We start from the raw sequence: 22503 nt of genomic DNA, 5'->3' as shown, positions 1-22503 counted from the left end.
TTACTTCTCTTATAATTAGCCCTTTATTTAAGGAGTGCATTATGCCTTTTTCACCTGCAAAGCGCAAAGATACCCTCAGCGGTATTGTTTTTGTTGCTATTTTTGCTGCCGCAGCAACCATGATTGCTGATTTGAGTTTTGTTAAAAATATGGGGATATCGCCGTTGGTTGTCGGGATTGTGTTGGGGATATTTTATGCCAATACCCTTCACTCCAAAACTCCGACGGGATGGGAAGGTGGTATCACTTTCTCGGGTAAAAAAATCCTCCGCTTTGCGATTGTATTTTATGGATTTCGTATCACGTTTCAACAAATTGCCGAAGTAGGAATCCAAGGATTTATGGTCTCATTGCTCGTCCTCTCGTCGACTATGATGTTAGGGATTTGGTTGGGGACGAAACTTTTCAAAATGGATAGAGATACCGCGATTTTGACCGCTTCAGGGGCATCAGTTTGTGGTGCAGCGGCAGTTTTGGCGACGGAACCGGTCCTTAAAAGTGAAGATTATAAAACTGCGGTTGCAGTTTCAATGGTTGTCCTTTTTGGGACGATTTCGATGTTTTTGTATCCTGTGTTGTATGCGACGATTATTCAGCCAGCCACGGGCTTTTTGCACATGGAGCCCTCTACGTTTGGGATGTATGTCGGCGGAACGATTCATGAAGTAGCCCAAGTGGTTGCAGTTCCCGCATCGGTTCCGGGCGCGGGTGAGAGCATGGCAAATACCGCTGTTATTGTCAAAATGACACGGGTTATTATGATTGCACCAATGTTGATTGTTTTGGGATTGGTGATGAGTATGATGGCAAAACGCTCCGGTAGCGAGGGGGGAAAATTACAGCTCGTTATCCCATGGTTTGCCGTCTATTTTATCGGTATGGCGGGATTAAACTCTTTGATTCATAACTATACCCTCACTGCCCCTGTTGAAATGGCGGATATGATAAAAGGGATTATCGGCAACATCAATCTCATCGATACGTTCTTGCTCACCATGGCGATGAGTGCACTGGGGATGGGGACACGATTTGCGAAGTTTAAAGGGTTGGGTCTTGCACCGCTCTATACTGCTGGATCGATGTTTTTGTGGCTTGTTGTGGGTGGATTTGTTATTACCCAATGGGTTGTCGTGACGTTTTGATATTCTTTGAGGTCGTAATTTGCGACCTCAAATGCTATCGCTTTCGATAGCTCAACGCTTCAAGAATATGCCCTTTTTCTATACGATTACTCTGTGCTAAATCTGCAATAGTTCGTGCCACTTTTAATATTCTTCCGACGGCTCGAAATGAAAGTCCAAAACGTCCTATCGCCTGATCTATAATGGTTTGAGCATCCTCGTCTAACACACAATACTCACTTATTTCACGATCACTCAGTGATCCGTTCAGCCGTTTCTGTCCCCGTTCTTTTTGACGAATAAAAGCATTGCGTACTTGCTCGTGGAGCTGTTGTGAGGTGTAGGAGGGTTTGTCTTCTGAACTGCTTGGGTGCATTTGGATAAAAAGATCGATTCGATCTAAAAAGGGGTCGGAGAGGCGTGAGCGATAACGGCTGATTTCCAAATCGGAGCATCGGCACGGGGTCGTTTTGCTGAGTAAATTTCCGCACGGACAGGGATTCATCGCCGCAACAAAGAGAAAATCGGCGGCATAGGTCACTTTTGAATTGACACGGGATATGCGGATATGTTGATCTTCGAGGGGTTCACGTAGTGCTTCGAGGATATTTTTAGGAAAATGGGGAAGTTCATCAAAAAAGAGCATCCCTCCGTGTGCTAATCCCACTTCACCGATTTGTGCTTTGTGCGATCCTCCACCGAAGATACTGGAGGGTGTCGAGGTATGGTGAGGGGCTCTAAAGGGGCGTAGAGGGGTAAAGGATGGCTCTTTACCATCAAGAATTTCAAGTTTAGCACATTCTAACATCTCATCATTGTGCAGTGGGGGGAGGATATGTTGAAGACGTTTGGCAATCATCGATTTTCCGCTCCCAGGAGAGCCTTCTAAAACCAGATTATGCATTCCAGCAGCGCAGATGAGTGCGGCGCGTTTGGCGTGCTCTTGCCCTTTTATCTCTGCAAAATCGAGGGGATAGTGTTGGTGATAGAAATAATTGTTTTCGTTATAGGTTAATGTGGGAAATGTAAAAGCAGAAATTTGAGTATGGGGTGTCGGTGCGTCGTGCTGGAGAATTTCCAATGTTTGATTGAGGGTAGCTACTCCGTAAAAAGCAATATTGGGGATGCGGGAGAGTTTCTCCAGTGATTCGGTAGGGACGATGGCTTTGGTGATGAGTCCTTGATTGGCAAGTGAGAGGATGATGGGGTAGAGGAGGGTATTTTCGCTCACTTTTCCATCCAATCCCAGTTCGCCAAATACATACCAATCATCGAGAGCTGCAGAACTCTCTCCCAAGGCGATAAGGGTGGCAATGGCAAGGTCAAAATGTGACCCCTCTTTACGGATATCGCTGGGGGCGAGATTAATGGTAAGTCGCTTGGGAGGAAAGGTGAATGCATTGCTCAAAAGTGCTGATTTAACCCGCTCTTTGGATTCAGCTATAGCGGTATTTGCCATCCCTACGATGGTGAATGCTGGTAGCCCTTTGGTAGCACTAAATTGTACTTCGACGGTTTGTGCATCAATCCCCTCGAAGGTAGCACAGAGTAGTTGTTTCATCCTTTTCTCCTCTAATGAAGTAGGAAAACAATAACAGAAATAATTTTATTTGGGTAAAAATATGACAATTTGCAATAAAATCATTATTTTTTTTCTTTGAGGGCTTTTTTATACTCTTTTTCAAACTTTTTTCGACGATTATAGGTGAGTTTCTCGATGAAAAGTTTCCCCTCTAGGTGATCCATTTCGTGCTGAATAGCGATAGCTAACAGCTCATTTGCCTCTAACGTACACTCTTTTCCATGTCGGTCTTGGTAATGAAGTGTAAGAGACTCAAAACGTTCGATATCTTCATAAAATCCCGGAACGCTTAAACACCCTTCTTGGTAAGTGGTAACCCCTTGTGGAGTTTTAATGAGGGGATTAAGAATCTCTAAGAGGTTCTCTTTTTTTTGTTCACCCTCTTCATCGGGGATACATAGGATCAGGGCGCGGATAGGACGTGCAACTTGAATAGCGGCAAGACCAATACCGTTATTTCCCATCATGGTTTCAAACATATCATCCAAAAAAGTATGGAGCTCTGTGTCGAAGTTTGTAACCTCTTTGGAGACACTTTTGAGTTGTTTATCGGGATAGGTAATGATTGGTAGCTTCATAGGTCTTATTGTGCGCTAGAGATAACGTATCGGTTCTTTGTTTCGTTGTTGGCAGCTTCCATTGCATCCAAAGTTGTTACCACAGTGTGTTCAACAGAGTGTGCGGGGTTAAGCTCGATAACCCCAATGGCGATGCGAAGCGATATCTCTTGTTCTCCGAGAAAAAAGTTGGTTGAAGAGACGAGATCGAAAAGTCGTTCAGAAGCCTTTTTTGCACTCTCTATATCGGTATGTTTGAGCATCATCGCAAATACACCCTCCCCGTAGTGTGCAACGGTATCACTGCGACGAGATGTTTTAAGTAACAGACGTGCTACGGTTCGAACCATCAACCCTTTGGCTTTATCGCTGCTAATCTGAGCGAGTGTAGTGTGAGAAAGGCTTACTAAAACAAGGGAACTTTTGTGACGGAACTCTTCGATCAGATGCATCTCTTGGGTCAATTTGTTAATGAGATAGCGTTTGTTATAGACGCCGTATTGATCATCAAAGATGGTCTCATTTTCTACTTGTTTGACAATATTGGCGGTTTCGTTATAAAGCTCTTTCATATGAGAAACTTGCTTTTTGAGTATCCCGCCAAGTTTGCTCACATCATTGCCCAAAGAGGAGATAAGATCGTTTGCAACGGCAAGAGATGGGGTGTTTTTCATCTCTTCGCGTCGTTTATCGAGAATCTTCTCCATCAGCATCATATTTTTGTACAAAGTAGTGCTGAGCTGTAAGACACTTTTAACCGAGGAAAAACCTTGCTTGAGCGTTTTCTCAAGTTCAATGTTTTTTTCATCATCATTACTCTCTTCGAGCTCTAAGACAGCACCGATTTGACGACGCAAGCTATCACTTTTGTCTTCGAGTATTCGATCAAAATAGAGGGTAAAATTGTTGGGAGTAGGGGGGAGATTGTCCATGATAAGAGCACCGAGAACTTCTTTGGCAAAAATTTCCATATCACTGGTTGGGTCATTCAGTGAACCGATATGAATCTGATTTCCCATCTCTAAACGGGAAGCAGCATGATGTGGATATTTTTGTTCGTCAGCCATGGCTTACTCTTTGCTCTCAACTTTCTCTTTTTGGATAAGTACTTCGTCTATAATACCATACTCTACACCCTCTGCGGCTGACATGAAGTTATCACGGTCGGTATCTTTTTCAAGTTTTTTAACCGTTTGTCCACAGTTTTTCGCCAAAATCTCGTTGAGTTCGGCTTTCATGCGTAAAATCTCTTTAGCTTGGATCTCAATATCGGTTGCTTGACCCTGAGCACCGCCGAGTGGTTGGTGAATCATGATACGTGCATGCGGGAGGGCATAACGCTTCCCTTTGGTTCCTGATGAGAGCAAGAATGCACCCATAGAGGCGGCTTGACCGATACAGATGGTACAAACATCAGGACGGATGTAATTCATTGTATCGTAAATCGCCATCCCTGAGGTGATAACACCTCCCGGAGAGTTGATGTAAAAATAGATATCTTTGGTCGGATCTTCAGCTTCTAAGAATAAAAGCTGTGCCACGATAGAAGAAGCTACACCGTCATGAACCTCACCGCTAAGCATAATGATACGATCTTTGAGAAGACGTGAGTAGATATCATACGATCGCTCACCACGCCCTGTTTTCTCGATAACGTAAGGGATATAGCTCATGCTGATTACTTGATTTTGTCGTTAAGCAATTTGCTCAACACGCGATCTTCGATCATCGCCATTTGGATAGCCGGCAAGTAACCTGATTCTTGGTAGTTTTTATAAACTGCCGCAGGATCTTGACCCATTTGCATTGCTTCGAAATAGATGGTTTGCATCAACTCTTGTTCGTTCACTGCGATGTTCTCAGCACGAGCGAGAGCGTCAACGATAAAGGTTGCTTTAACGGCACGACACGCATCGTCACGGAACGCTTCACGAAGTTCTTTTACTTTATCAGCATTGTCACGAAGCTCTTGAATTTCTGCTTCGCTCATTTCGCGCGCTTTTTTGTTCAATGCCATATCCATCTCTTGTTCTACGATGAACTCAGGAAGATCGATGGTGAATGCACTGACGAATGTTTCCATAAGATTTGGTTTGAGTTCCGCGTTATAAAGCTCACTCATAGCCTCAGATTCGAGTTGCTCTTTTACTTTCTCTTTGAGCATCTCTACGCTTGCATCTTCAAACCCCGGAAGCATTTTTTTCGCCAATTCTTCATCAACCACTACCGCTTCTTTTGCTTGGATAGCGTGAATTTTTACTTTGAACTCAGCTGGTTTACCTGCTAGCGCAGCTCCGCCGTAGTTTTCTGGGAAGGTTACTGCGATAGTGTTTTCATCCCCTTTTTTCATCCCGATCACTTGGTCTTCAAATCCTGGGATAAATTGACCGCTTCCAAGACGAAGAGAGAACCCTTCTGCTTTTCCACCTTCGAATGCTTCGCCATCAACGAACCCTTCGAAATCGAGAAGTGCAGTATCACCGCTAACAAGTGCGCGGTCTTCTTCGATATTTACGAGAGGTGCTTGAGCGCTTGCAAGCTCTTCGATACGTGCCATGATAGCAGCATCATCGATTGAGGGTTTAGCAACTTCTGGAACCAATGCTACATAATCGCCAAGCTCGATAGCAGGACGTGTAGCGATGGTTACTTCAACATCGATACCGTTATCATTTTTTTCAAATTTTGTGATGTTCGGCTCACCGATAAGAAGATCGTTAGCGATTCCCATCTCTACGAGACCTGCATTGAGCAAATCGCGAAGCGCTTGAGCTTCTGCATCTTGAACAAGACGTTCACCGTATTGTTTTTTGACGGCACTGATAGGTGTTTTTCCTTTACGGAAGCCGGCAACTTTAGCCTCTTTCGCTATTTGTTTAGCGATTTTTTCGATGTTAGAATCGATAGTGTTGCGTGTAATCGCCGCATTGATTTTTGCGTTTGCGGAGTCGATTTTGTTGGTAGTGATTTGCATTAATATCCTTGTTGGGTTATCTCATGATGAGTAAATGGTGGCAATAATATCCTAAAAGGGTTAATAAATGGCTGAATAAAAGCAAAGACGTGTTAAAGTAGCATACTATAAAAAAGAGACTATATTAAGCGAGAAACTATGGCGAACGAACACTTTATAGATGCCGTAAAAACAATGATAACCCATGTCGGAGAGGATGTCAATCGTGAGGGGCTTCTCAAGACCCCTGAGCGCGTTTTAAAGGCGTATGAATTTATGTTCGGAGGGTATCAAGAAGATGCCCAAACTATTCTCAATTCGGCGATGTTTGAAAGCTCTAATGATGAGATGGTATTAATCAAAGATATCGAGTTTTATTCGACGTGCGAGCACCATCTCCTCCCGATTATCGGTCGTGCCCATGTTGCCTATATCCCCAATGGAAAAGTAGTAGGGCTCTCTAAAATCCCACGTGTTGTCGATGTCTTCTCCCGACGTATGCAGATTCAAGAACAACTCACCGAACAAATCGCCGATGCGTTGATGGAGGCGATTAAACCTAAAGGGGTCGCCGTGGTAATCCAAGCGCGTCATATGTGTATGGAGATGCGGGGAGTGGAGAAAATCAGCTCCACAACTACATCGAGTGCATTGCGCGGATTGTTCAAAAAAGATGAAAAGACCCGTATGGAGTTTTTTAGTCTTATAAACTCTTCGAGTGGAAATCGTTACTAATGTTATGCACTAAAATAAGCAAAGCTCATTTTAGTGGCAAGGACGAAATCGTCCTTTGCAATCCCCTAAAGCTACCCACATTTTATGTGGGAGAATTTTAAACCATGCCTCTAAAAGCCCTTCGTGAACGTCTAGGTCAGCAAAAACTCACCACTATTTTTGGCACTGTAACGAAAATCTCTCCGACGGTGATTGTGGCTGAGGGGTTGCATGTGAGTATCGGCGATACGGTCACTATTGTTTCGGATATTGATGGAAGCGAAACCATGGGGATGGTGAGCGAGGTGGAGCGAAATCGCTTTTTTGTTACCCCTTTTCGTTTTGTCGAAGGGTTTCGTGCCGGAGATAAGGTATTTACCAATCAAAACGGGATGTCTATCGAGGTGGGTGATGGATTACTGGGGCGTGTCGTCGATCCGTTTATGAAACCTATCGATGGGAAAGGTCCCATTTTTGGCTCTCACACTGAACCGATTATCAAAGCCCCTATCGCTGCAATGAAGCGGGGGATGATCGATGAGGTGTTTAGTGTCGGGGTCAAAACCATCGATGGATTGCTCACCTGTGGAAAAGGGCAAAAACTGGGTATCTTCGCCGGAAGTGGAGTGGGTAAATCGACACTGATGGGGATGATAGTCCGTGGAGCGGATGCCCCTATTAAAGTGGTTGCCCTTATCGGAGAGCGGGGGCGGGAGGTTCCCGAATTTATCGAAAAAAGCCTCGGTGGCAATTTAGAGAACACCGTTTTGGTGGTTGCGACGAGTGATGATTCCCCGCTGATGCGTAAATATGGGGCGTTTAGTGCGATGAGCGTCGCGGAGTATTTTAAAGCCCAAGGGAAAGATGTCCTTTTTATGATGGACTCCGTGACCCGTTTTGCGATGGCACAGCGGGAAATCGGTCTAGCTTTAGGTGAGCCTCCAACGTCCAAAGGGTATCCTCCATCGTCGTTGACACTTCTACCACAGCTAATGGAGCGAGCAGGCAAAGAGGAGGGGAACGGTTCCATCACTGCCTTTTTCACGGTTTTGGTGGAGGGAGACGATATGTCCGATCCCATCGCCGATCAGTCCCGCTCAATCCTCGATGGGCACATCGTCCTCTCTCGCGAACTCACCGATTTTGGTATTTATCCCCCTATCCATATCCTCAACTCCGCTTCACGGGTGATGAACGACATCATCACTCCCGAACATCTCGCCGCCGTGCGACGATTTCGCCGTCTGTATACACTATTAAAAGAGAATGAGATGCTGATCCGTATTGGTGCGTATGTGCGTGGTACGGATAGAGAACTCGATGAAGCGATCAGTAAAAAAGAGAGGATGGATGAATTTTTATCCCAAGAAGCGATGAGTTCGAGTGAGTTTCAATCAACGGTGGATGCGTTGATTGAGTTGATGCAGTAGAGGGTAGTTAGTTCGAAAAATTCCATACCAAGCTAACTCCTGCCTGCCATGAACTGAGAACATTTTCAGGCCATTTAGTATGGCCATCTGCTGCAACATCCGTACCGCTTTTCTTTTGGTAATTGTATCCCGTAAACAGACCAAGCTCTAGTCCTTTTAAAAGAGGGTAGCCCGCATAAAGATTAGCTTCTGCTTTGTATCCGCTTGTGGAGTTAAAAGTAATTTTTTCAAAAGATGTATTGTTGGCTTGATTCCAGATAGGTAATCCGATCAAGGCATTGGCTTTAAAACGGACGTTACCCATTGTAGCATGAGGGATACTCTCATACCAATACCCTGTTGTAGCATAAAGTGTTGCCACACGCTCTTCTGTTAAGCCTAATTTAACACCACTATCTGTAGGTAGACCAGTTGCGGGATCAGTAACCGTTTGTGTTATGTAGGCACCTGTTTCGTCTTTCCATGTGTAGCGTTTATAGCTGTCTAGAGTATATGTTGCCCCTAAAACAAATCGATGATTGTTGGTGACTTTGTAATGTCCTAAAAACTCCATCGAATTGATCATCGCATCAAACGAGTTGGTTTGATAGAGTGCCCCATCGGTATACCATTTTTCATCCCCTTGGGTTGGGAGTAGAGTTGAGGCAATATCCATCGAAAAATCGTATTTATCATTGACTCGCATTAACCCTCCGCTGATATAGACAGGGCTGGTTGTTTTAACATCGCTGTGAACATTTTGACCTAACGTAGTAGAAAAAAAGTCCTCTTGATAGGCAGTATTTTGTACCCCTACGCTAAAGTAGGTGTACCCATTGTAGATTTTTCCCCCCTCATCGTTTCCAAAAAGGGCAAGGGGGATGAGAGCGGTTAAAAGTAATTTTTTCATACGTTTCCTTTGGCTTTATAGCGATTTAAGAAAATCAAAAAATATTCGTTGGATAGTTTGCCAATTCCATTGCATAGGAATTTGTGCCTGTAGGGTATCTCTTTGTGTTTGTGTTATGTTTTTCCACACGTAAAGAAGAGCAGGGCTATCCGTCATCCAGCTTATTTCAACTGTACCGATAGGATTATAATCTTTTTTGTAAACATGATTGTTTGCATCGATATAAAAGATCGCACGGTAATCACTCCACTGAACCACGTAGAACGTTTTCCCGTATCGGGTGATGGTTTCCCATTTATTCGTTGTATCTGTCCCTGCCACCCCTGTTACTGGATCCCATTGGAGATAGCCGTTATTACCGAGATAAAAGGTATTAGTTCCTCCATCGGAATAGGTATAGCTTATTTGTTTTGTAGCAGGAGTATAGGTTCCGCTCCCGTCATTTGATGTTGCTGCAAAGTTGGTAAAGAACCCCTCTGTTCCATCAGCAGTTGTTTCGTCGCGTGTAAAGTAGATATTAGCACTTATTCCGTTTGAGGTAATGACCTCTTTTTTGAGAAGAGTGTGTTTTTGCGGTACCCAGTAATCTCCTGCATCATATAAAATATTGCCATCGCTTGACCATTTCATGGTACCACTAGGGGAAGTTTGTGTTTGAAAAGATATCCAGTTCGTTCCTGTGTCATTGCGGTAATCAGTAGAACTCAGTGATCCGTCGGTATTGATTTTCATAGTGGTGTAGGTGAAAGGGTTGTTTGTAAATCCACTGAAATAGTCAAACTGATAGAATGTTTTTCCCTCCATTACAGCGCGCATAGAGGTTGTCCCTGTCGGTACGCTTGTCGTTGAGGTTAACTGATGACTGAGGATGGGATCAGAACTGATAGCGGTTGAGTAGCTTTTATCGGCTGTTTGAGTCCCTGAAGCAACATCACTTGCTAATGCGAGAGTATCACTTTGGCTCATTGATGCTCCACCGTCTATTACGGCTTTGATGCTTGAGGCTATTTTGAGAACATCATCCGCATAAAGTGATTCAACAAGGGCTTTGGTCTGAGTCATTGTCAGAGCATTTAAGGTTGCATTGGAATCGAGTTTATCAATCATAACCGCTTTGGCTGTTGTGACGTTGGAGATAACGAGATCTTCTACTGTACCACTGGAGACGCGTGAGCCGAAATTACCTGCTTTTAGCTCATCGGTAGTGATGTAGGCGATGAGCTTGATTGACCCTTTGATGGCTACGATTTTCAATACTTTAGAGCTCATTAATGCTGTACTATCGATATCAATTTTATAGCGCCCGATGCTATCGGATGATACAGAGCCGATGATGGTTGCACCGTCATAAATAGTGATGTTTGCATCCGCAATAGCACCATCCCAAACAAATCCTCCTAAACGTACTTTTCCTGCGGGAACGGTATTTTTAGCCTTAACCTGAGCAAGAGGATCGGAATCAAGGGTAATATTTGATGTATCGTTTACAAATCCACCAAAGACGATACCGAACTTCGTTTTATACGCAGCCAAGTTAGCTGGATTCATCATGTCTGCTTGTGCGGCAGCGAGTGAGCCTTTGGTTTTAATTAACTCTTTTAAATCACTGATAAACAAATCATATTTGGTAATTCCTGCCTCGCGTGCGGAGATGAGGATGGCATTTATCGCGCGCATTTTGTTTCTGTTAGCAGCATTATCTTGAAAGAAATCTGATTCGTTTACCCCTAGGGCTGATGCTAATGCGCTCAGGTTACTCTCTTGTGATGCAAGAGTAGACAGTGGTGTTACAGCGAAGTTGTTGGTCAAGGTTGTTTGGGATACTTTGAGTATTAACGGTGCGGTTTGACTGACTTCCGTTGCTCCTTGTACCCCATCACCATCTACATCCACGAAGCCACCTACGGCAGTAATGGTCGATGGTGCACCTATGCACTCTTTTAAGGTATAAGAGTTGCCACCATTGTGAGAGAATGTAGCACACTCAGGCGCACTGATCGTTGCTCCGCTAATGTTATCATCGATAACGGATACGGTGTAGCTTCCTGTTGGGACGTTTGAAGCAGTGGGATTTGCAGTAGAGCTACTATCTCCGCCTCCGCCACCACAACCGATGAGAAATACGGTAGTAATACCTGAGAAGAGAATCGTTGTCAAACGTTTATTTTTCATTGAGATTCCTTTAGTTGTTGGTGAGGATTCCGTGCCGTAGCATGGAATGATGGGAAGGGATTTTTACCACGCCGAAGAAATAGCGAAATTTACCATTGCTTGCATCGGATAGCTTGTTCCATCTACTTCTCCTGATTTACTCGCCATTTGCCCTGTAAGTTCGAAATGGAGCCATGATGGTCCGGTTGCGATTCCGGCGGTGTAGATAAGACCGGCTTGGTCATTGGATGCGGTGTTTTTCATAAGACCGACATTGAGCTCTATAAGGGAAAGGTCAAAATTTAATCCTCCACCAACATAGCGCGTATCGTAGTGGGTAAGTGATTTGTTGTTGGTAAGGTCAGCGTCAAGGGCAAATTCTACCCAGCTGTTTGGATGATAGGCTAAACCGGCACGAATGGCAGGTTTAATCTCATATTGTCCTCCACCCGCAGCAGCAGCAATATCAAACGAGGGGGTATTAAGATTTTTCCCTACAAGGGCGAGAGTGAGTTCACGTAGGGCATCTGGTTTGAAAGCCATCCCTAGATCAATACCGAAGGTCGAAGTGTCTACCGCATTATCGCTGAGATTATTAGTGGTATTATCACTATCAATGTTCATTTGTTTATAAAAAGTTTTACCTTTCATGTATTTGAGTACACCACCGACTGAAAGTGAACCGAGCCCTGTATCAAATGCATATCCATAAGCAAGCGGTATTTCATACACTGCTAGCCCTACAACATCAAGATAGGTGCTTTTATTTTCAACGGCATATTGCAGTGATGTGCTTTCGTAGGTAGCTTGAGATACGTTGACACTATTGACGATATCTACATAAGTAAAGGTTCCATTTCCATTATCTTGTTTCCAAATAAGGTCTTTGTGGGTTTGATCGATATTGGCAACGGCTCCGATGTCGGAGGTAACAAACAACCCTGTCCCAAATGAGCCGATCGAGAGTCCTAGATCAGCTGTGGGGTTTACTTGAAATCCTTGTCCATTCATCCCTACGATAATATCGCGCGCTTTTTGCAAATTATCAATATCGGTCGTAGTAAGGTTTGTGGCATCTTTATTGTTAAGAGAAGAGAAATCCATATCGCTCAACTTTCCTGCTGCTGCACCTGCTCCTGTGTCTTTTGCACCGACACCGACACCGAGGTGAAACGTGAACTTTTCAGGATTATTAGCCAAAAGTGCAGGATTGTTATACGCTGCTAGTGAAGAGGGTGATGTGGCAATACCGGCGCCCCCCATGGAAGCAGCTTTAGCACCTAATACTTGAAACTCCATTGCAGATGAAAGGGTTGCGACACATGCGGACGCGACTAGTGAGAGGAGAATTTTGGATGAGGTCATGAAGATTCCTTATGGTTGTAGTAGCTTTATTTTGACATATAATTTAAAGTATTGTTAATGAAACGTAACAACTCAACAATAAAAAGGGTAAAACAAGAGTGGATGTAAAGAATGGTAACAGATTGGCTAATATAGCTTTGTTACTGAAGTATTAGTATATTACCAAGATACGCCAGAGTGAAGATTACTATGGTTTAAACATCGATAAAAGCTACCATTAATTTGGTTGCTTCGAATAACATAGCCACGAAATCGATGATATAAATCTCGGTTGATTTTAAATGTCTCTGCTGCATTCCAAAATGAGTGAATTGAACCTTGATAGGTCATTCCTTCAAAATCATAAATAGCGGTTCCGCATGCCAATACTGGTGCATTATGATGTATAGCAGAAAGCCCTACGGTTGAATTGATCATGACTACACCGCGCGCATGTTCTAGGAGAGATGGAAGGTGTTGATCGTGAATATAACGTACCCTAGTGGCTACATTATGATGATGAGCTAAGCGTCGTATAAAGGAGGAGTAGTCATGATAACCACGATCTAGAGGATGGTGTTTGATTACTAGTAAGGTGTCTTTGGGAGCATTAGCTGAAAAAGAGCCTATTATTCTTTCAATAAAATTCTCAACGGAACTAAAATCAGAATGTTCGCGCACTTGTGCATCTGTTGAAATTTGAAGCGGTGCCAAATAGTAGCTCTTAGAATGGTGCTCTATCAAGTCCATTTGCATTCCATATTCTTTCATTTTATAGTATTGTTTGCGCCAAAGAGATCGAATCCAATAAAATGTTTCGAAAGGGTTGAGAGGTCTATGATGGGTATATCGGTGAAATACCGGATAAAGTACGGCACTAAAAAAATAGTAAAGAACTGCATGCGATGCCATGCACCAAAAGGTATTGCCTACAGGAATTGGGTCTGGCGCCAAAAATTCCTCTTCCGATAACGATTTATAAAATTGTGGGTCTCGTGAAAGTTGAGAATATCCATTTACCCCAAATTCTTCAAATGTGATGTAATCGGGACGGACATAACCCTCTTCAAACACACCAATATCTAACCCTTTGTAATCGGCAACTTTATGTGAAACTTGATGGTATTTGCGACAATCTCCAAAAAAAATGACAGTATCAATGTTATATGTTTCGATAAAATTGGTAAAGTAGGATTCCCATTGGTCAAAATGGTTTCTAAAATTAACGATGTTTTTGTCTGAAGAAAAAAACCAATCTCCTCCGTTAAAGTTGATTTTGTAAACTTCTGCACCGACATTTTCTAAATCGTAACCAAGGTTCTTGAAAAAAGGGCCAACAGGACCTTGCAATAAAACAACTTTTTTATCTTTAAATGATTGTAAACCTCTACGAACCATGGTTTATTGTCTCTTTTTGCCGATGGTTTGATCGTGCAAACCTTTATGAAGCATTAGATCTATTATCGGTTGTTCCCGTTTATTGGCACGCATACAATGATCTTTTTGAAAAGCATCCGTTATTTTTATAACCCATGCTGCCCACCATTTTGTATTGCGTTCTCGCCAAGCATGAGATGATACCGATTCCCACGCATAACCATTAAAGACGGTTGCATTGACAAAATGATCGAGTGCTCTCACCCCCGCTCGACCGCGTGCGGGCTTGCCGATAAAGCCTGCGTAGCAAATAATCAAATATCCCAATATTGCGAGCGGTACGACTGCACACATAAGGAGAAATCCGGCTAAACGTTCTTTCATCAGTGAGTACGCCGTTTCAAAATAATTTTCATTCCGTTGGCTGAACGTACCGTTAAGCGTCCGACGACATCCGGAACAAAGCCCTCTTGGAGCTCTATTTTAAATTCACGAATGAGGGTAGCTAAGATCAATACCGCTTCTTGCATCGCAAAAGATGATCCGATACAAATCCGAGCCCCCATCCCAAAAGGGAGATAGGTATCTTTGTGTATTGATTTTGGATCACTAAAGCGATCCGGATCAAATCCGTTTGGGTTTTCCCAAAACTCTTTGTGTCGGTGAATGAGCCATGGTGCCACGACAACGGAAGAGCCTTTGGCAATCGTTTTGTCCCGCATAGTTGTCTCTTGCGTATTTTCACGTGCAAAAAATCCAACGGGGGGGTATAAGCGGAGTGTCTCTTTGAAAATGTTGGTAATTAGTTCCATGTGTTTGAGCTGATCGGCATTAAATTCATCTTCACCAGCGATGTTTAACACTTCATGATAAGCACGCTCTTGAATCTCGGGATACAGAGAGAGTAAATAAGTTGCCCATGTTAATGCACTTGCAGATGTTTCGTGTCCTGCAAGAAAAAGCATCGCTACTTGATCGAGTATCTCTTCAAACGAAAATTTTTCACCGCTATCAACATCCACCGCTTGGAGTAATGATGAGAGGATGTCTTTGTTATTTGGTGTATCATCGGCAATGATGGCATCGTATCGAGGACGAATAATGGACGCGAGGATATCACGAATATCGTTCCCTGCCTTTATCCGTTTGTTTTCCCCGCTCAAAAACCATAGCCACTCCGGAATTTTAAACATGGTTCTCATTGCGGTTCGTGCGGTCTCTTCTTGAAATGTCACAAATGCTTCGATAATTTTTACTGCATCATTACGATCGAGTCGTGATGAAAGAATGGTTCGAAAGATGATATCTGCCGTTACATAGGTCATTTCGGGATCAATATCGAGATGATTTTCAGTGTTATCTCCGCGAAGATGATCTTTCATCTCTTGTACCGCATCGTTCATGAGCCCAAAGACATGAGAAATACGGGTCATCTCGAATGAAGGGTTGAGCATTTCACGTTGTCTTTTCCATTGTTCCCCATTGGTCGTAAAAATACTTTCCCCCAATAGCGGTTCCAACAGATGTCCCAAAAGCTGATTTTTCGGAAACTCTTTCACTTCATCCACCAAAATACGGTGAACAAGATCGGGCTGATTAATTACATGCAAATCAAGTCCAGGCATTTTTACCCGTCCCATTTTCATGCTATAGCTACGTTCATACAGTCCATCTAGCCAAGAACGTCTTTTTCTAAAAAAAGTAAATAGTAGTGACGCCTTATTTTTAAGCGGTGGAGGAAAAAAAGGTTGATGAAATGGGCAGGATGACATATTAACTCTTTAGATGATCAATTTTATCACGAATACTCATAGCACCCGCACTTATTTTATAATAATCGTATCCACCGGATATTTCGGTCGACATCAAGTAGAGGAAATGGGTTGTATACCAATCTCTGCGTAATTTTGCATACGTAATTTTATCAAAAAGTGTATGAAATCTCGGTGAAAGATAGTGTAAATTCATTCCACTTTGTTGAATACTGCTACTTTGCATAAAATCATGCAAGGGAAAGCACGCTCCATCGATGGGAGCAGTATAATCAACCCATATAATATCTTTATTCTCAGCAATTTTTTGTAATTCTGCCCGATATTTATCAGCATTTGGTTGAAAACTTACCAATGGTATACATTCACCTAGTGTTATCATCCCGAATTTATCCAAATGGTCTGCTTTTTCCAATATGCGGGCAAGTACACTTACTGCCAAAATAGTTCCGACACTGTGTGAGATTAATAAAACTTCATCTACATCTTCTGCAATATTGAGTTGTATTGCTATTGCATCACTAAAATGATTTATTCGTTCTTCAATAGTGTCTATTTCCCCTCTACCCCATCGAACACTAAAAGCATAAATACGTAATAGCCAAAAGACCCCAATTGTATTACCGATTTTTTCAAACAACATCATAGTTAAGATTGAAAAAATTATTCCCGATGCTATCCCTATTATTCCTTCGATAGACTGATAGAGTGAAATGCTTCCGTAGATAGCTATTACGAGAGCACCTAACAAATAGAATCCTGGATATAAACCTGCTATCATTTGTTTTGGAGAAGCTTTTGCATATTTAATAATTAACCCATTAGAAAGATAGGCAACGATGCAATAAAATAAGTCCTTATAATAATTTAATAGTCCCGAAGACCATTCAGAACGTATGATGTCATCCCAACTCAAAAAATTGTAAAGAGTATTAACATGTATTCCTTGATCAGTCGCATCGATTTCCCACTGATGAAGATTTTTACGAGGAGAAACGGTTCCTTTCATTCCATTAATTGTCATTTGATTATTAAAATTCTCTTTGTATAAGCTATAGTAGTGATGTACTCCGCGAGGATCAAATCCACTTAGATAGTAAACAACACGTTTCTTGACATTCATCATAGTCCTTTTAGTTTTCGAATCAGCAATTGAACTTTTCGACTAAACCAATTTCTAATCTTAAGAGCAATAGAGTTTTTGTAATGAGCCCGTTCTGTATCTAAAAAGCTTAACACATCTTCTATTTCGCAGCGTTTTTTTGTTAGGGGGTCAATATATAGAGGATAGAGGATATAGGTCGCCGCAACCAGCTCATGGAGCCTACATTGCCGTTTTCGACGACTACAAGATTGCATATCGATAGTTAGGCCCCATCCTGCATAAAAAGGTAATCCGTAGGTGACAACTTTAATGCCTCTAATCAACGCTTCAAATCCTACCAAGGATGTCATAGTATGTACTTCATCTGCATATTTTAGTACGCTATCGATTCCAACCTCAGTTACAATACGATCACAGTAACGCAAAGCCTCTTCATCATCTATTTTTCCAACACGATTGCCCACCAAGACGTCCGGATGAGGTTTGTAAATAATATAACCATTTGGACGATTAGCACGTGTTTGGCGTAAAAGCTCCAAATTACTCATCCCTTTGGCTCCATAGTGTATAGAAGCATCATCTTCAACTTGTCCAGGGACAACAATAATTTCTCGGTCGGTCGGAAAATTTAATGCACGATTCTCGTACACGTTGTACTTTGAGAGCTTTTTTTCAATCAAGAAAAGTTGAATATTTTTAGCACGAGCAATTTCGTTGTCGTTAAAAGTATGATTTTGAAGAATATATTCTAAATCGCTTTCACAAGTAGGGTCAAAATAGATTCCACGTGAATCTATCACGAGTGAATAAGGCTGTGTTAGATCAGAACCCAAAGAGATAGAACGTATAAATCCATCTTCGACATGATAAATTTTACATCCGTGTTGTACGGCATAGTGCTCTATCGCACTTACAGTCTTTTTACCCCAAATATAGAGGCTACTTTGGGGGTTCATCTTTTTTTTAAGAGCCAAAGTGAGATGGTTATTTCCGAAAATAGGATTAATAAAAATCGGCTGAACATCAAAAAAAGGTGTAATAGTAATAAGTAAACGTTTCCAGATAGAAAATCCAAAAAAATAGCTGTTGGAGGTGTTATTTTGCATTTTTGATAGCTACAATGGTTTGTATGGTGTCAATAATATCGGAATCTTTACGGGTATAGGGATTGTAATATACAGGGTATAAGATATAAGCAGCTGCAAATAGTTCCAAGGGAGTGACTCTGCGTACTCTGCGGTTGCAGGGGATGCGATCATCCGTCAGCCCCCATCCTGAATAAAATGGAACACCAAAACAGACAACTTCTTTACCAAGTAATAACGCTTCAAATCCCATCTGAGAGGTTTTTGTATAAACTTTATCCATTGATTTCAACAATGTTAGTGCATTGACATCTTCGCTGATAATAGTAAAATCTTTGTGAATCTGCTTTAAATCAATATCGGATTTTTTTATTCCATGTAGTACATCGGGGTGCAGTTTGAGATATAGCGTTGCATCTGGATTTTCTTTTCGGGCAATAGCGAGGAGATCATTTGTGGAATAAGAATCAGTCATGCCGTATTTTAAAGACATATCACCAGCCGTTTGAGCAACAACCAGTATCTGTTTTTTGGTATCGTTTGCTAAATCAGCTTTATGAAAATTAGGGGCATGATTGTACTTCGTAATATTATATTCTATAAGTAATTTTAATGAATCTGAAGCGGTTTGTATTAATCCGGTATCGGATTGAAAATCATACGTATTGATGATATCTTCGAGTTTTGAGGCTCTTGTCGCATCGTAATAAATCCCTTTTTCATCTATAACTATAGAAAAAACAAAATCACTTTTCCCAATTTCAACAGACCGGATGAATCCATCTTCGAGACATAAAAACGGAAAATTAAATATTTTGGCTATTTTTCTGGCGAACTCACCGTACTTACGGCGTCCCCACCCAACGAAAATAATTTTAAAATCAGATGCAAAATATTTTTTAAACGGTTTCAAGCGGGAATATAATGTTTGTGAAAAACTGATTAACATTAGGATTGTATTGAAGATTTAAGTGCTTGTTTTCGTTTGAGTGAAGCAAGCGTAAATCTCCCTAATAATTTTGAATGAGTACGAATAGAGTTTTTGATAAAACCCTCTTTGTAGAGCGGTCGATAGTATTTCAGCCAATTTTTTTGTTCTCGTAAGTATTTCAAAAAAATTATAATTGGACGTTTGTCATCTTTCTCTATGGGAAAGCGTTGCAATATTCCACGTAATACTTTATAACGGTTGTTATCTTGATATGGCAAAATATTTTTTTTATTTTTTTGGTGCTGATTGGATATTAGGTGCATTTTATTGCTGGTGTTGTGAGTATGGATTCTATAGGATACTAACGTCTCTTTGAGGCTAATACGAAAACCGAATATTTCGTTAATGAGTGCTATCCAATAATCGTGATGCATTACATCTGGGTCAAATGGGAGGATCAGCTGTCTGAGGTGATTGTTGAGGAGTATAGTATTACCCATTACCCCGCCTTTGCTGAGCATCATTGGAATATTCTTGTGATTTGAAAAATGGTAATCCCGATGAAGAGAATAGGAAGGAAATATCAACGCACCAACTTCATCGATCACTTTTAGATCACTATGAATCATAATGGGTGCATCGGGTCTTTTTTTCTCTTTTTCGATTAGTGCTTGCATCATGATAGATATTTTATCATGATCCCATATATCATCTTGATCCGACAGTGCAAAATATTTACCATCCGCTTTTTGAAGTAATTGTTCAAAATTTTTGACGAATCCTAAACGTATTTGATTGATATAGAGCTTGATATTGGGATGTTTTTGCTTATATGATCTGAGAATGGGAACAGTTTCATCCATAGAGCTATCATCCGCAATAACAAGCTCAATGTTTGAATACGTTTGAGCTAATATTGAGTCAATTTGTTCAGAAATATGGCGTGCTCCGTTATAGGTTGCCATCAATACAGTAACAAGAGGGAGTTCCGTTCTCATGGACAATCTCTGTAGGTAGTGCTTATATAGTGAATTTGCAATATTATAATTTTACCTCTACTTTAGATGCGGCGCGAAGTGATTCCGTTGTTTTGGTCATTTGCGCTTTGAACTTTTCCATTTTAATAAACTGGGTAATTTCAAATTTTGCTTTATCATATGGAACAACTTTGTCATTTTGTTTCATTTTTTCTTTGTTATTGTCATAAAATGTTTTAGTTTCTTGATCGCTTACGGTGATTTTAGCCATTTGTTGCTTCATCCACATATCGACTGCAAGATCATCTCGTAATGCCGCATAAGCTAATTTAAATTGTGGGGTATTTTGGATACCGCTTTTGGAAACTTGATCTTTAATAAGTTGCTGATTTACAAGTTGATCGACTACCTGACGTTTCATTTTCGGATCGAGTTTATCAAACGTCATGCCTGGAATGGCTTTGGACATAAAAGTGCTTGCATCAGTGGTTGTGATAGCAGTACCATTAACGATTGCAAGGGTAGTTGGAGCTGCAAATGCTATGGAAGCTGTAAGGATAAGAGAGGAGAGAATGTGTGATGATTTCATGAAATTCCTTTTGATGAATAAGTAAGGTTATTATAGTGCGAAAATGTTGTGATAATGTTAATGGATGATTGTAGCCGATACAAATAAGGTAATTTATCGAGTAATATCCATTCTTCGAATTTGAAATTGCTCGGCTATTTTGGTTAAGGAGGGATTATAGTGAGGATCATAGGTTATGCTATCCAACCAGTTCGCGTGCATATAAGCTATTTCAGAGATTACGCGATCTTTTTTGTCAGGAGTATCTTCCTTCCCTCTGCTTTTGGATTCATGATGATACAATTCAGCATAAGGGGTCCAAAGATTTCGATATCCTAATCGTTGAACTTTGAGACAAAAATCGACATCATTATAGGCTACGGTAAGATTTTTGTCATTTAATCCAGCAACCTCTTCATATACTCTCTTTCGAACAGCTAAGCAAGCTGCTGTTACGGCAGCAAAATTTTGGACACAACATGCCCTATGGAAGTAGCCACTGCTCCCTCGAGTTACATATTTGTGTGCGTGTCCTGCAACATCTCCCAGTCCTAAAATTACTCCAGCATGTTGAATGGTATTGTCAGGATAGTAGAGCATCGCTCCAACGCATCCGATATCTGCTCTAATAACATGTGAGACCATTTCATCAAGCCAGTTTGATGAGATCACTTCTACATCATTATTCATTAATACAATTACCTCTCCTTTTGTTTGAGTAACTGCAAAGTTATTAATGGCTGAGTAATTAAATGCTTCATCATAACGTAAAATTTTTATATGGTCATTTTGTGACAATTGGTCAAAATAGTGAATGGTTTCATTTGCTTGGCTTTGGTTGTCAACTATAATAATTTCATAATTTGGATAAGTAGTCTTTTGTTGAATACTTTCAACACACGTTTGGAGTATATCGAGATGATCTCGTGTAGGAATAATAATGGAAACTAAAGGCAAAAGATTTGGTAATTGCCAATGTAGCCGATGTATTTCAGGATGTAAACCTTGAGTAATAGTTACAGATTGAGATATTCGTGTAAAATGTTCTTTTAATATGTGGAGTTCACACTCTTTATCATAATAATTTTTATCCGTTTTTTCAAAATGGAATAAGATTTTTGGAATATGATAAATACTGTTATTCCCCATATATTCCCAAATGCGGATTATTAAGTCATAGGCAATACATTGGTGCGTTGATCGAGAAGTTTTACCTATTGTATTGATCATTGTTGTATTGGAGGCGAAAGCTGTACCGATGTACGATATTGAGTAAAATAAATCGGGATTGAAATCACTTTTAAAGTGCGGGTCACAGCGTTGAGAATTTTTGGTAAGGGCGTCTTCATCTGAATATATTAGTTTTACTTTAGGATTTTTTTGGATAGCTATGGTCATTTCTAATAGTGTATGTGGTGAAAAAATCATCCCTTCATGGGCTAAGATTATCCACTCTCCGGTAGCTTGTTCCTGTCCGATATGCCATTTTTCTGATAGTGTTTGAAGGGCATGATCTGTGATGTATACTATGCGAGAATCATTATGATTTTTGGTAGTTGTTGTGTCGCATATGATAAGTAATTCCCAATTTTTATAGTGTTGCGAAATCAATGAGTCGATCGTGCGTGATATGGATAATTTATTGTTTTGAAGCGGAAATACTATAGAGAATTTGATTTTTATTTCAATCGGGTATGATAAAAGTAGTTGCGGCTCTTTTGTCTTTATCCAGTGTTGGTAGGTAGGGGTGTCGATTGAAAGTATTTTATTGGTATTAGGGAGTTTACCTATCTCTTTATCGAGCCACTCTAGCATTCCATCTAAACCTAAGCGACGAAACCGCCAAAGTGATTTAGATACGATACGAAATGTCCCATTCCCCTTCTGATAATCGTGAAGCATAATCAATAGGAAACGTTTTAACGTTTCCAAAAGATTTAGCCTCAT

20 protein-coding genes are annotated in these 22503 nt (G+C 41.1%); 3 read left to right on the top strand and 17 right to left on the bottom strand.

Going from position 1 to position 22503, the window contains the following annotated elements:
- Window positions 1-41 precede the first annotated feature (41 nt).
- Entirely contained in the window at window positions 42-1142 is a 1101-nt protein-coding gene (locus tag PHC76_RS07340; protein WP_299970148.1) for a YeiH family protein, read from the top strand.
- A 34-nt stretch (window positions 1143-1176) separates the two neighbouring features.
- Here the strand turns inward: PHC76_RS07340 and PHC76_RS07335 are convergent, their stop codons facing one another.
- The 5 genes from PHC76_RS07335 to tig all read right to left on the bottom strand — a co-directional run bounded on the left by PHC76_RS07335 (window position 1177) and on the right by tig (window position 6234).
- Complete coding sequence (locus tag PHC76_RS07335) at window positions 1177-2682, bottom strand: YifB family Mg chelatase-like AAA ATPase (protein ID WP_299970145.1); 1506 nt, start codon at window positions 2680-2682, stop codon at window positions 1177-1179.
- Between the two features lie 83 nt (window positions 2683-2765).
- The gene (def, locus tag PHC76_RS07330; protein WP_299970142.1) at window positions 2766-3281 is read right to left on the bottom strand and encodes a peptide deformylase; all 516 of its coding nucleotides are present in this window, start codon (window positions 3279-3281) and stop codon (window positions 2766-2768) included.
- Window positions 3282-3286: 5 nt separating this feature from the next.
- Window positions 3287-4327: a diguanylate cyclase gene (locus tag PHC76_RS07325; protein ID WP_299970139.1), complete on the bottom strand. Its 1041-nt coding sequence runs from the start codon at window positions 4325-4327 to the stop codon at window positions 3287-3289.
- A 3-nt stretch (window positions 4328-4330) separates the two neighbouring features.
- Complete coding sequence (clpP, locus tag PHC76_RS07320) at window positions 4331-4933, bottom strand: ATP-dependent Clp endopeptidase proteolytic subunit ClpP (RefSeq protein WP_299970136.1); 603 nt, start codon at window positions 4931-4933, stop codon at window positions 4331-4333.
- Between the two features lie 5 nt (window positions 4934-4938).
- Complete coding sequence (tig, locus tag PHC76_RS07315; RefSeq protein ID WP_299970132.1) at window positions 4939-6234, bottom strand: trigger factor; 1296 nt, start codon at window positions 6232-6234, stop codon at window positions 4939-4941.
- Between the two features lie 138 nt (window positions 6235-6372).
- Between tig and folE the strand changes: the two genes are divergently transcribed.
- Together folE and fliI are read left to right on the top strand one after the other, a co-directional pair.
- Window positions 6373-6948 carry a GTP cyclohydrolase I FolE gene (gene folE, locus PHC76_RS07310; RefSeq protein ID WP_299970129.1) on the top strand — a complete coding sequence of 192 codons (576 nt, stop codon included), beginning with the start codon at window positions 6373-6375 and terminating at the stop codon, window positions 6946-6948.
- A 104-nt stretch (window positions 6949-7052) separates the two neighbouring features.
- Entirely contained in the window at window positions 7053-8357 is a 1305-nt protein-coding gene (gene fliI, locus PHC76_RS07305) for a flagellar protein export ATPase FliI (protein WP_299970127.1), read from the top strand.
- 7 nt (window positions 8358-8364) lie between these two features.
- Here the strand turns inward: fliI and PHC76_RS07300 are convergent, their stop codons facing one another.
- From PHC76_RS07300 to PHC76_RS07245, 12 genes are all read right to left on the bottom strand, one after another.
- Window positions 8365-9246, bottom strand: a complete 882-nt coding sequence (locus tag PHC76_RS07300) for a hypothetical protein (protein WP_299970124.1) — start codon at window positions 9244-9246, stop codon at window positions 8365-8367.
- Window positions 9247-9261: 15 nt separating this feature from the next.
- Window positions 9262-11418 (bottom strand): hypothetical protein, encoded by a 2157-nt coding sequence (locus PHC76_RS07295; protein WP_299970099.1) that lies wholly within the window; start codon window positions 11416-11418, stop codon window positions 9262-9264.
- Between the two features lie 63 nt (window positions 11419-11481).
- A complete protein-coding gene (traF, locus tag PHC76_RS07290) occupies window positions 11482-12762 on the bottom strand; it encodes a conjugal transfer protein TraF (RefSeq protein ID WP_299970096.1) in 1281 nt (426 codons plus the stop codon).
- 159 nt (window positions 12763-12921) lie between these two features.
- The gene (locus tag PHC76_RS07285) at window positions 12922-14139 is read right to left on the bottom strand and encodes a capsular biosynthesis protein (protein WP_299970093.1); all 1218 of its coding nucleotides are present in this window, start codon (window positions 14137-14139) and stop codon (window positions 12922-12924) included.
- 3 nt (window positions 14140-14142) lie between these two features.
- Window positions 14143-14502 (bottom strand): hypothetical protein, encoded by a 360-nt coding sequence (locus tag PHC76_RS07280; protein WP_299970090.1) that lies wholly within the window; start codon window positions 14500-14502, stop codon window positions 14143-14145.
- Window positions 14502-15890: a cytochrome P450 gene (locus PHC76_RS07275; RefSeq protein ID WP_299970087.1), complete on the bottom strand. Its 1389-nt coding sequence runs from the start codon at window positions 15888-15890 to the stop codon at window positions 14502-14504. The genes PHC76_RS07280 and PHC76_RS07275 overlap by 1 nt, the downstream gene beginning before the upstream one ends.
- Window position 15891: 1 nt before the next feature.
- Window positions 15892-17013 carry a hypothetical protein gene (locus tag PHC76_RS07270; protein WP_299970085.1) on the bottom strand — a complete coding sequence of 374 codons (1122 nt, stop codon included), beginning with the start codon at window positions 17011-17013 and terminating at the stop codon, window positions 15892-15894.
- Window positions 17013-18101, bottom strand: a complete 1089-nt coding sequence (locus tag PHC76_RS07265; RefSeq protein ID WP_299970083.1) for a hypothetical protein — start codon at window positions 18099-18101, stop codon at window positions 17013-17015. The genes PHC76_RS07270 and PHC76_RS07265 overlap by 1 nt, the downstream gene beginning before the upstream one ends.
- Window positions 18091-19029, bottom strand: coding sequence for a hypothetical protein (locus PHC76_RS07260; RefSeq protein ID WP_299970080.1), 939 nt, complete (start codon window positions 19027-19029; stop codon window positions 18091-18093). Before PHC76_RS07260 ends, PHC76_RS07265 begins: the two co-directional genes overlap by 11 nt.
- The gene (locus tag PHC76_RS07255; RefSeq protein WP_299970077.1) at window positions 19029-20009 is read right to left on the bottom strand and encodes a glycosyltransferase family 2 protein; all 981 of its coding nucleotides are present in this window, start codon (window positions 20007-20009) and stop codon (window positions 19029-19031) included. The genes PHC76_RS07260 and PHC76_RS07255 overlap by 1 nt, the downstream gene beginning before the upstream one ends.
- Window positions 20010-20052: 43 nt before the next feature.
- Entirely contained in the window at window positions 20053-20577 is a 525-nt protein-coding gene (locus PHC76_RS07250) for a hypothetical protein (protein ID WP_299970074.1), read from the bottom strand.
- Between the two features lie 93 nt (window positions 20578-20670).
- Window positions 20671-22488 carry a glycosyltransferase family 2 protein gene (locus PHC76_RS07245; protein WP_299970071.1) on the bottom strand — a complete coding sequence of 606 codons (1818 nt, stop codon included), beginning with the start codon at window positions 22486-22488 and terminating at the stop codon, window positions 20671-20673.
- Between the last annotated feature and the right edge of the window lie 15 nt (window positions 22489-22503).

The sequence above is a fragment of the Sulfuricurvum sp. genome, from assembly GCF_028710345.1.
Lineage (GTDB): Bacteria > Campylobacterota > Campylobacteria > Campylobacterales > Sulfurimonadaceae > Sulfuricurvum.
This window is presented reverse-complemented; position numbering and strand designations above follow the sequence as displayed.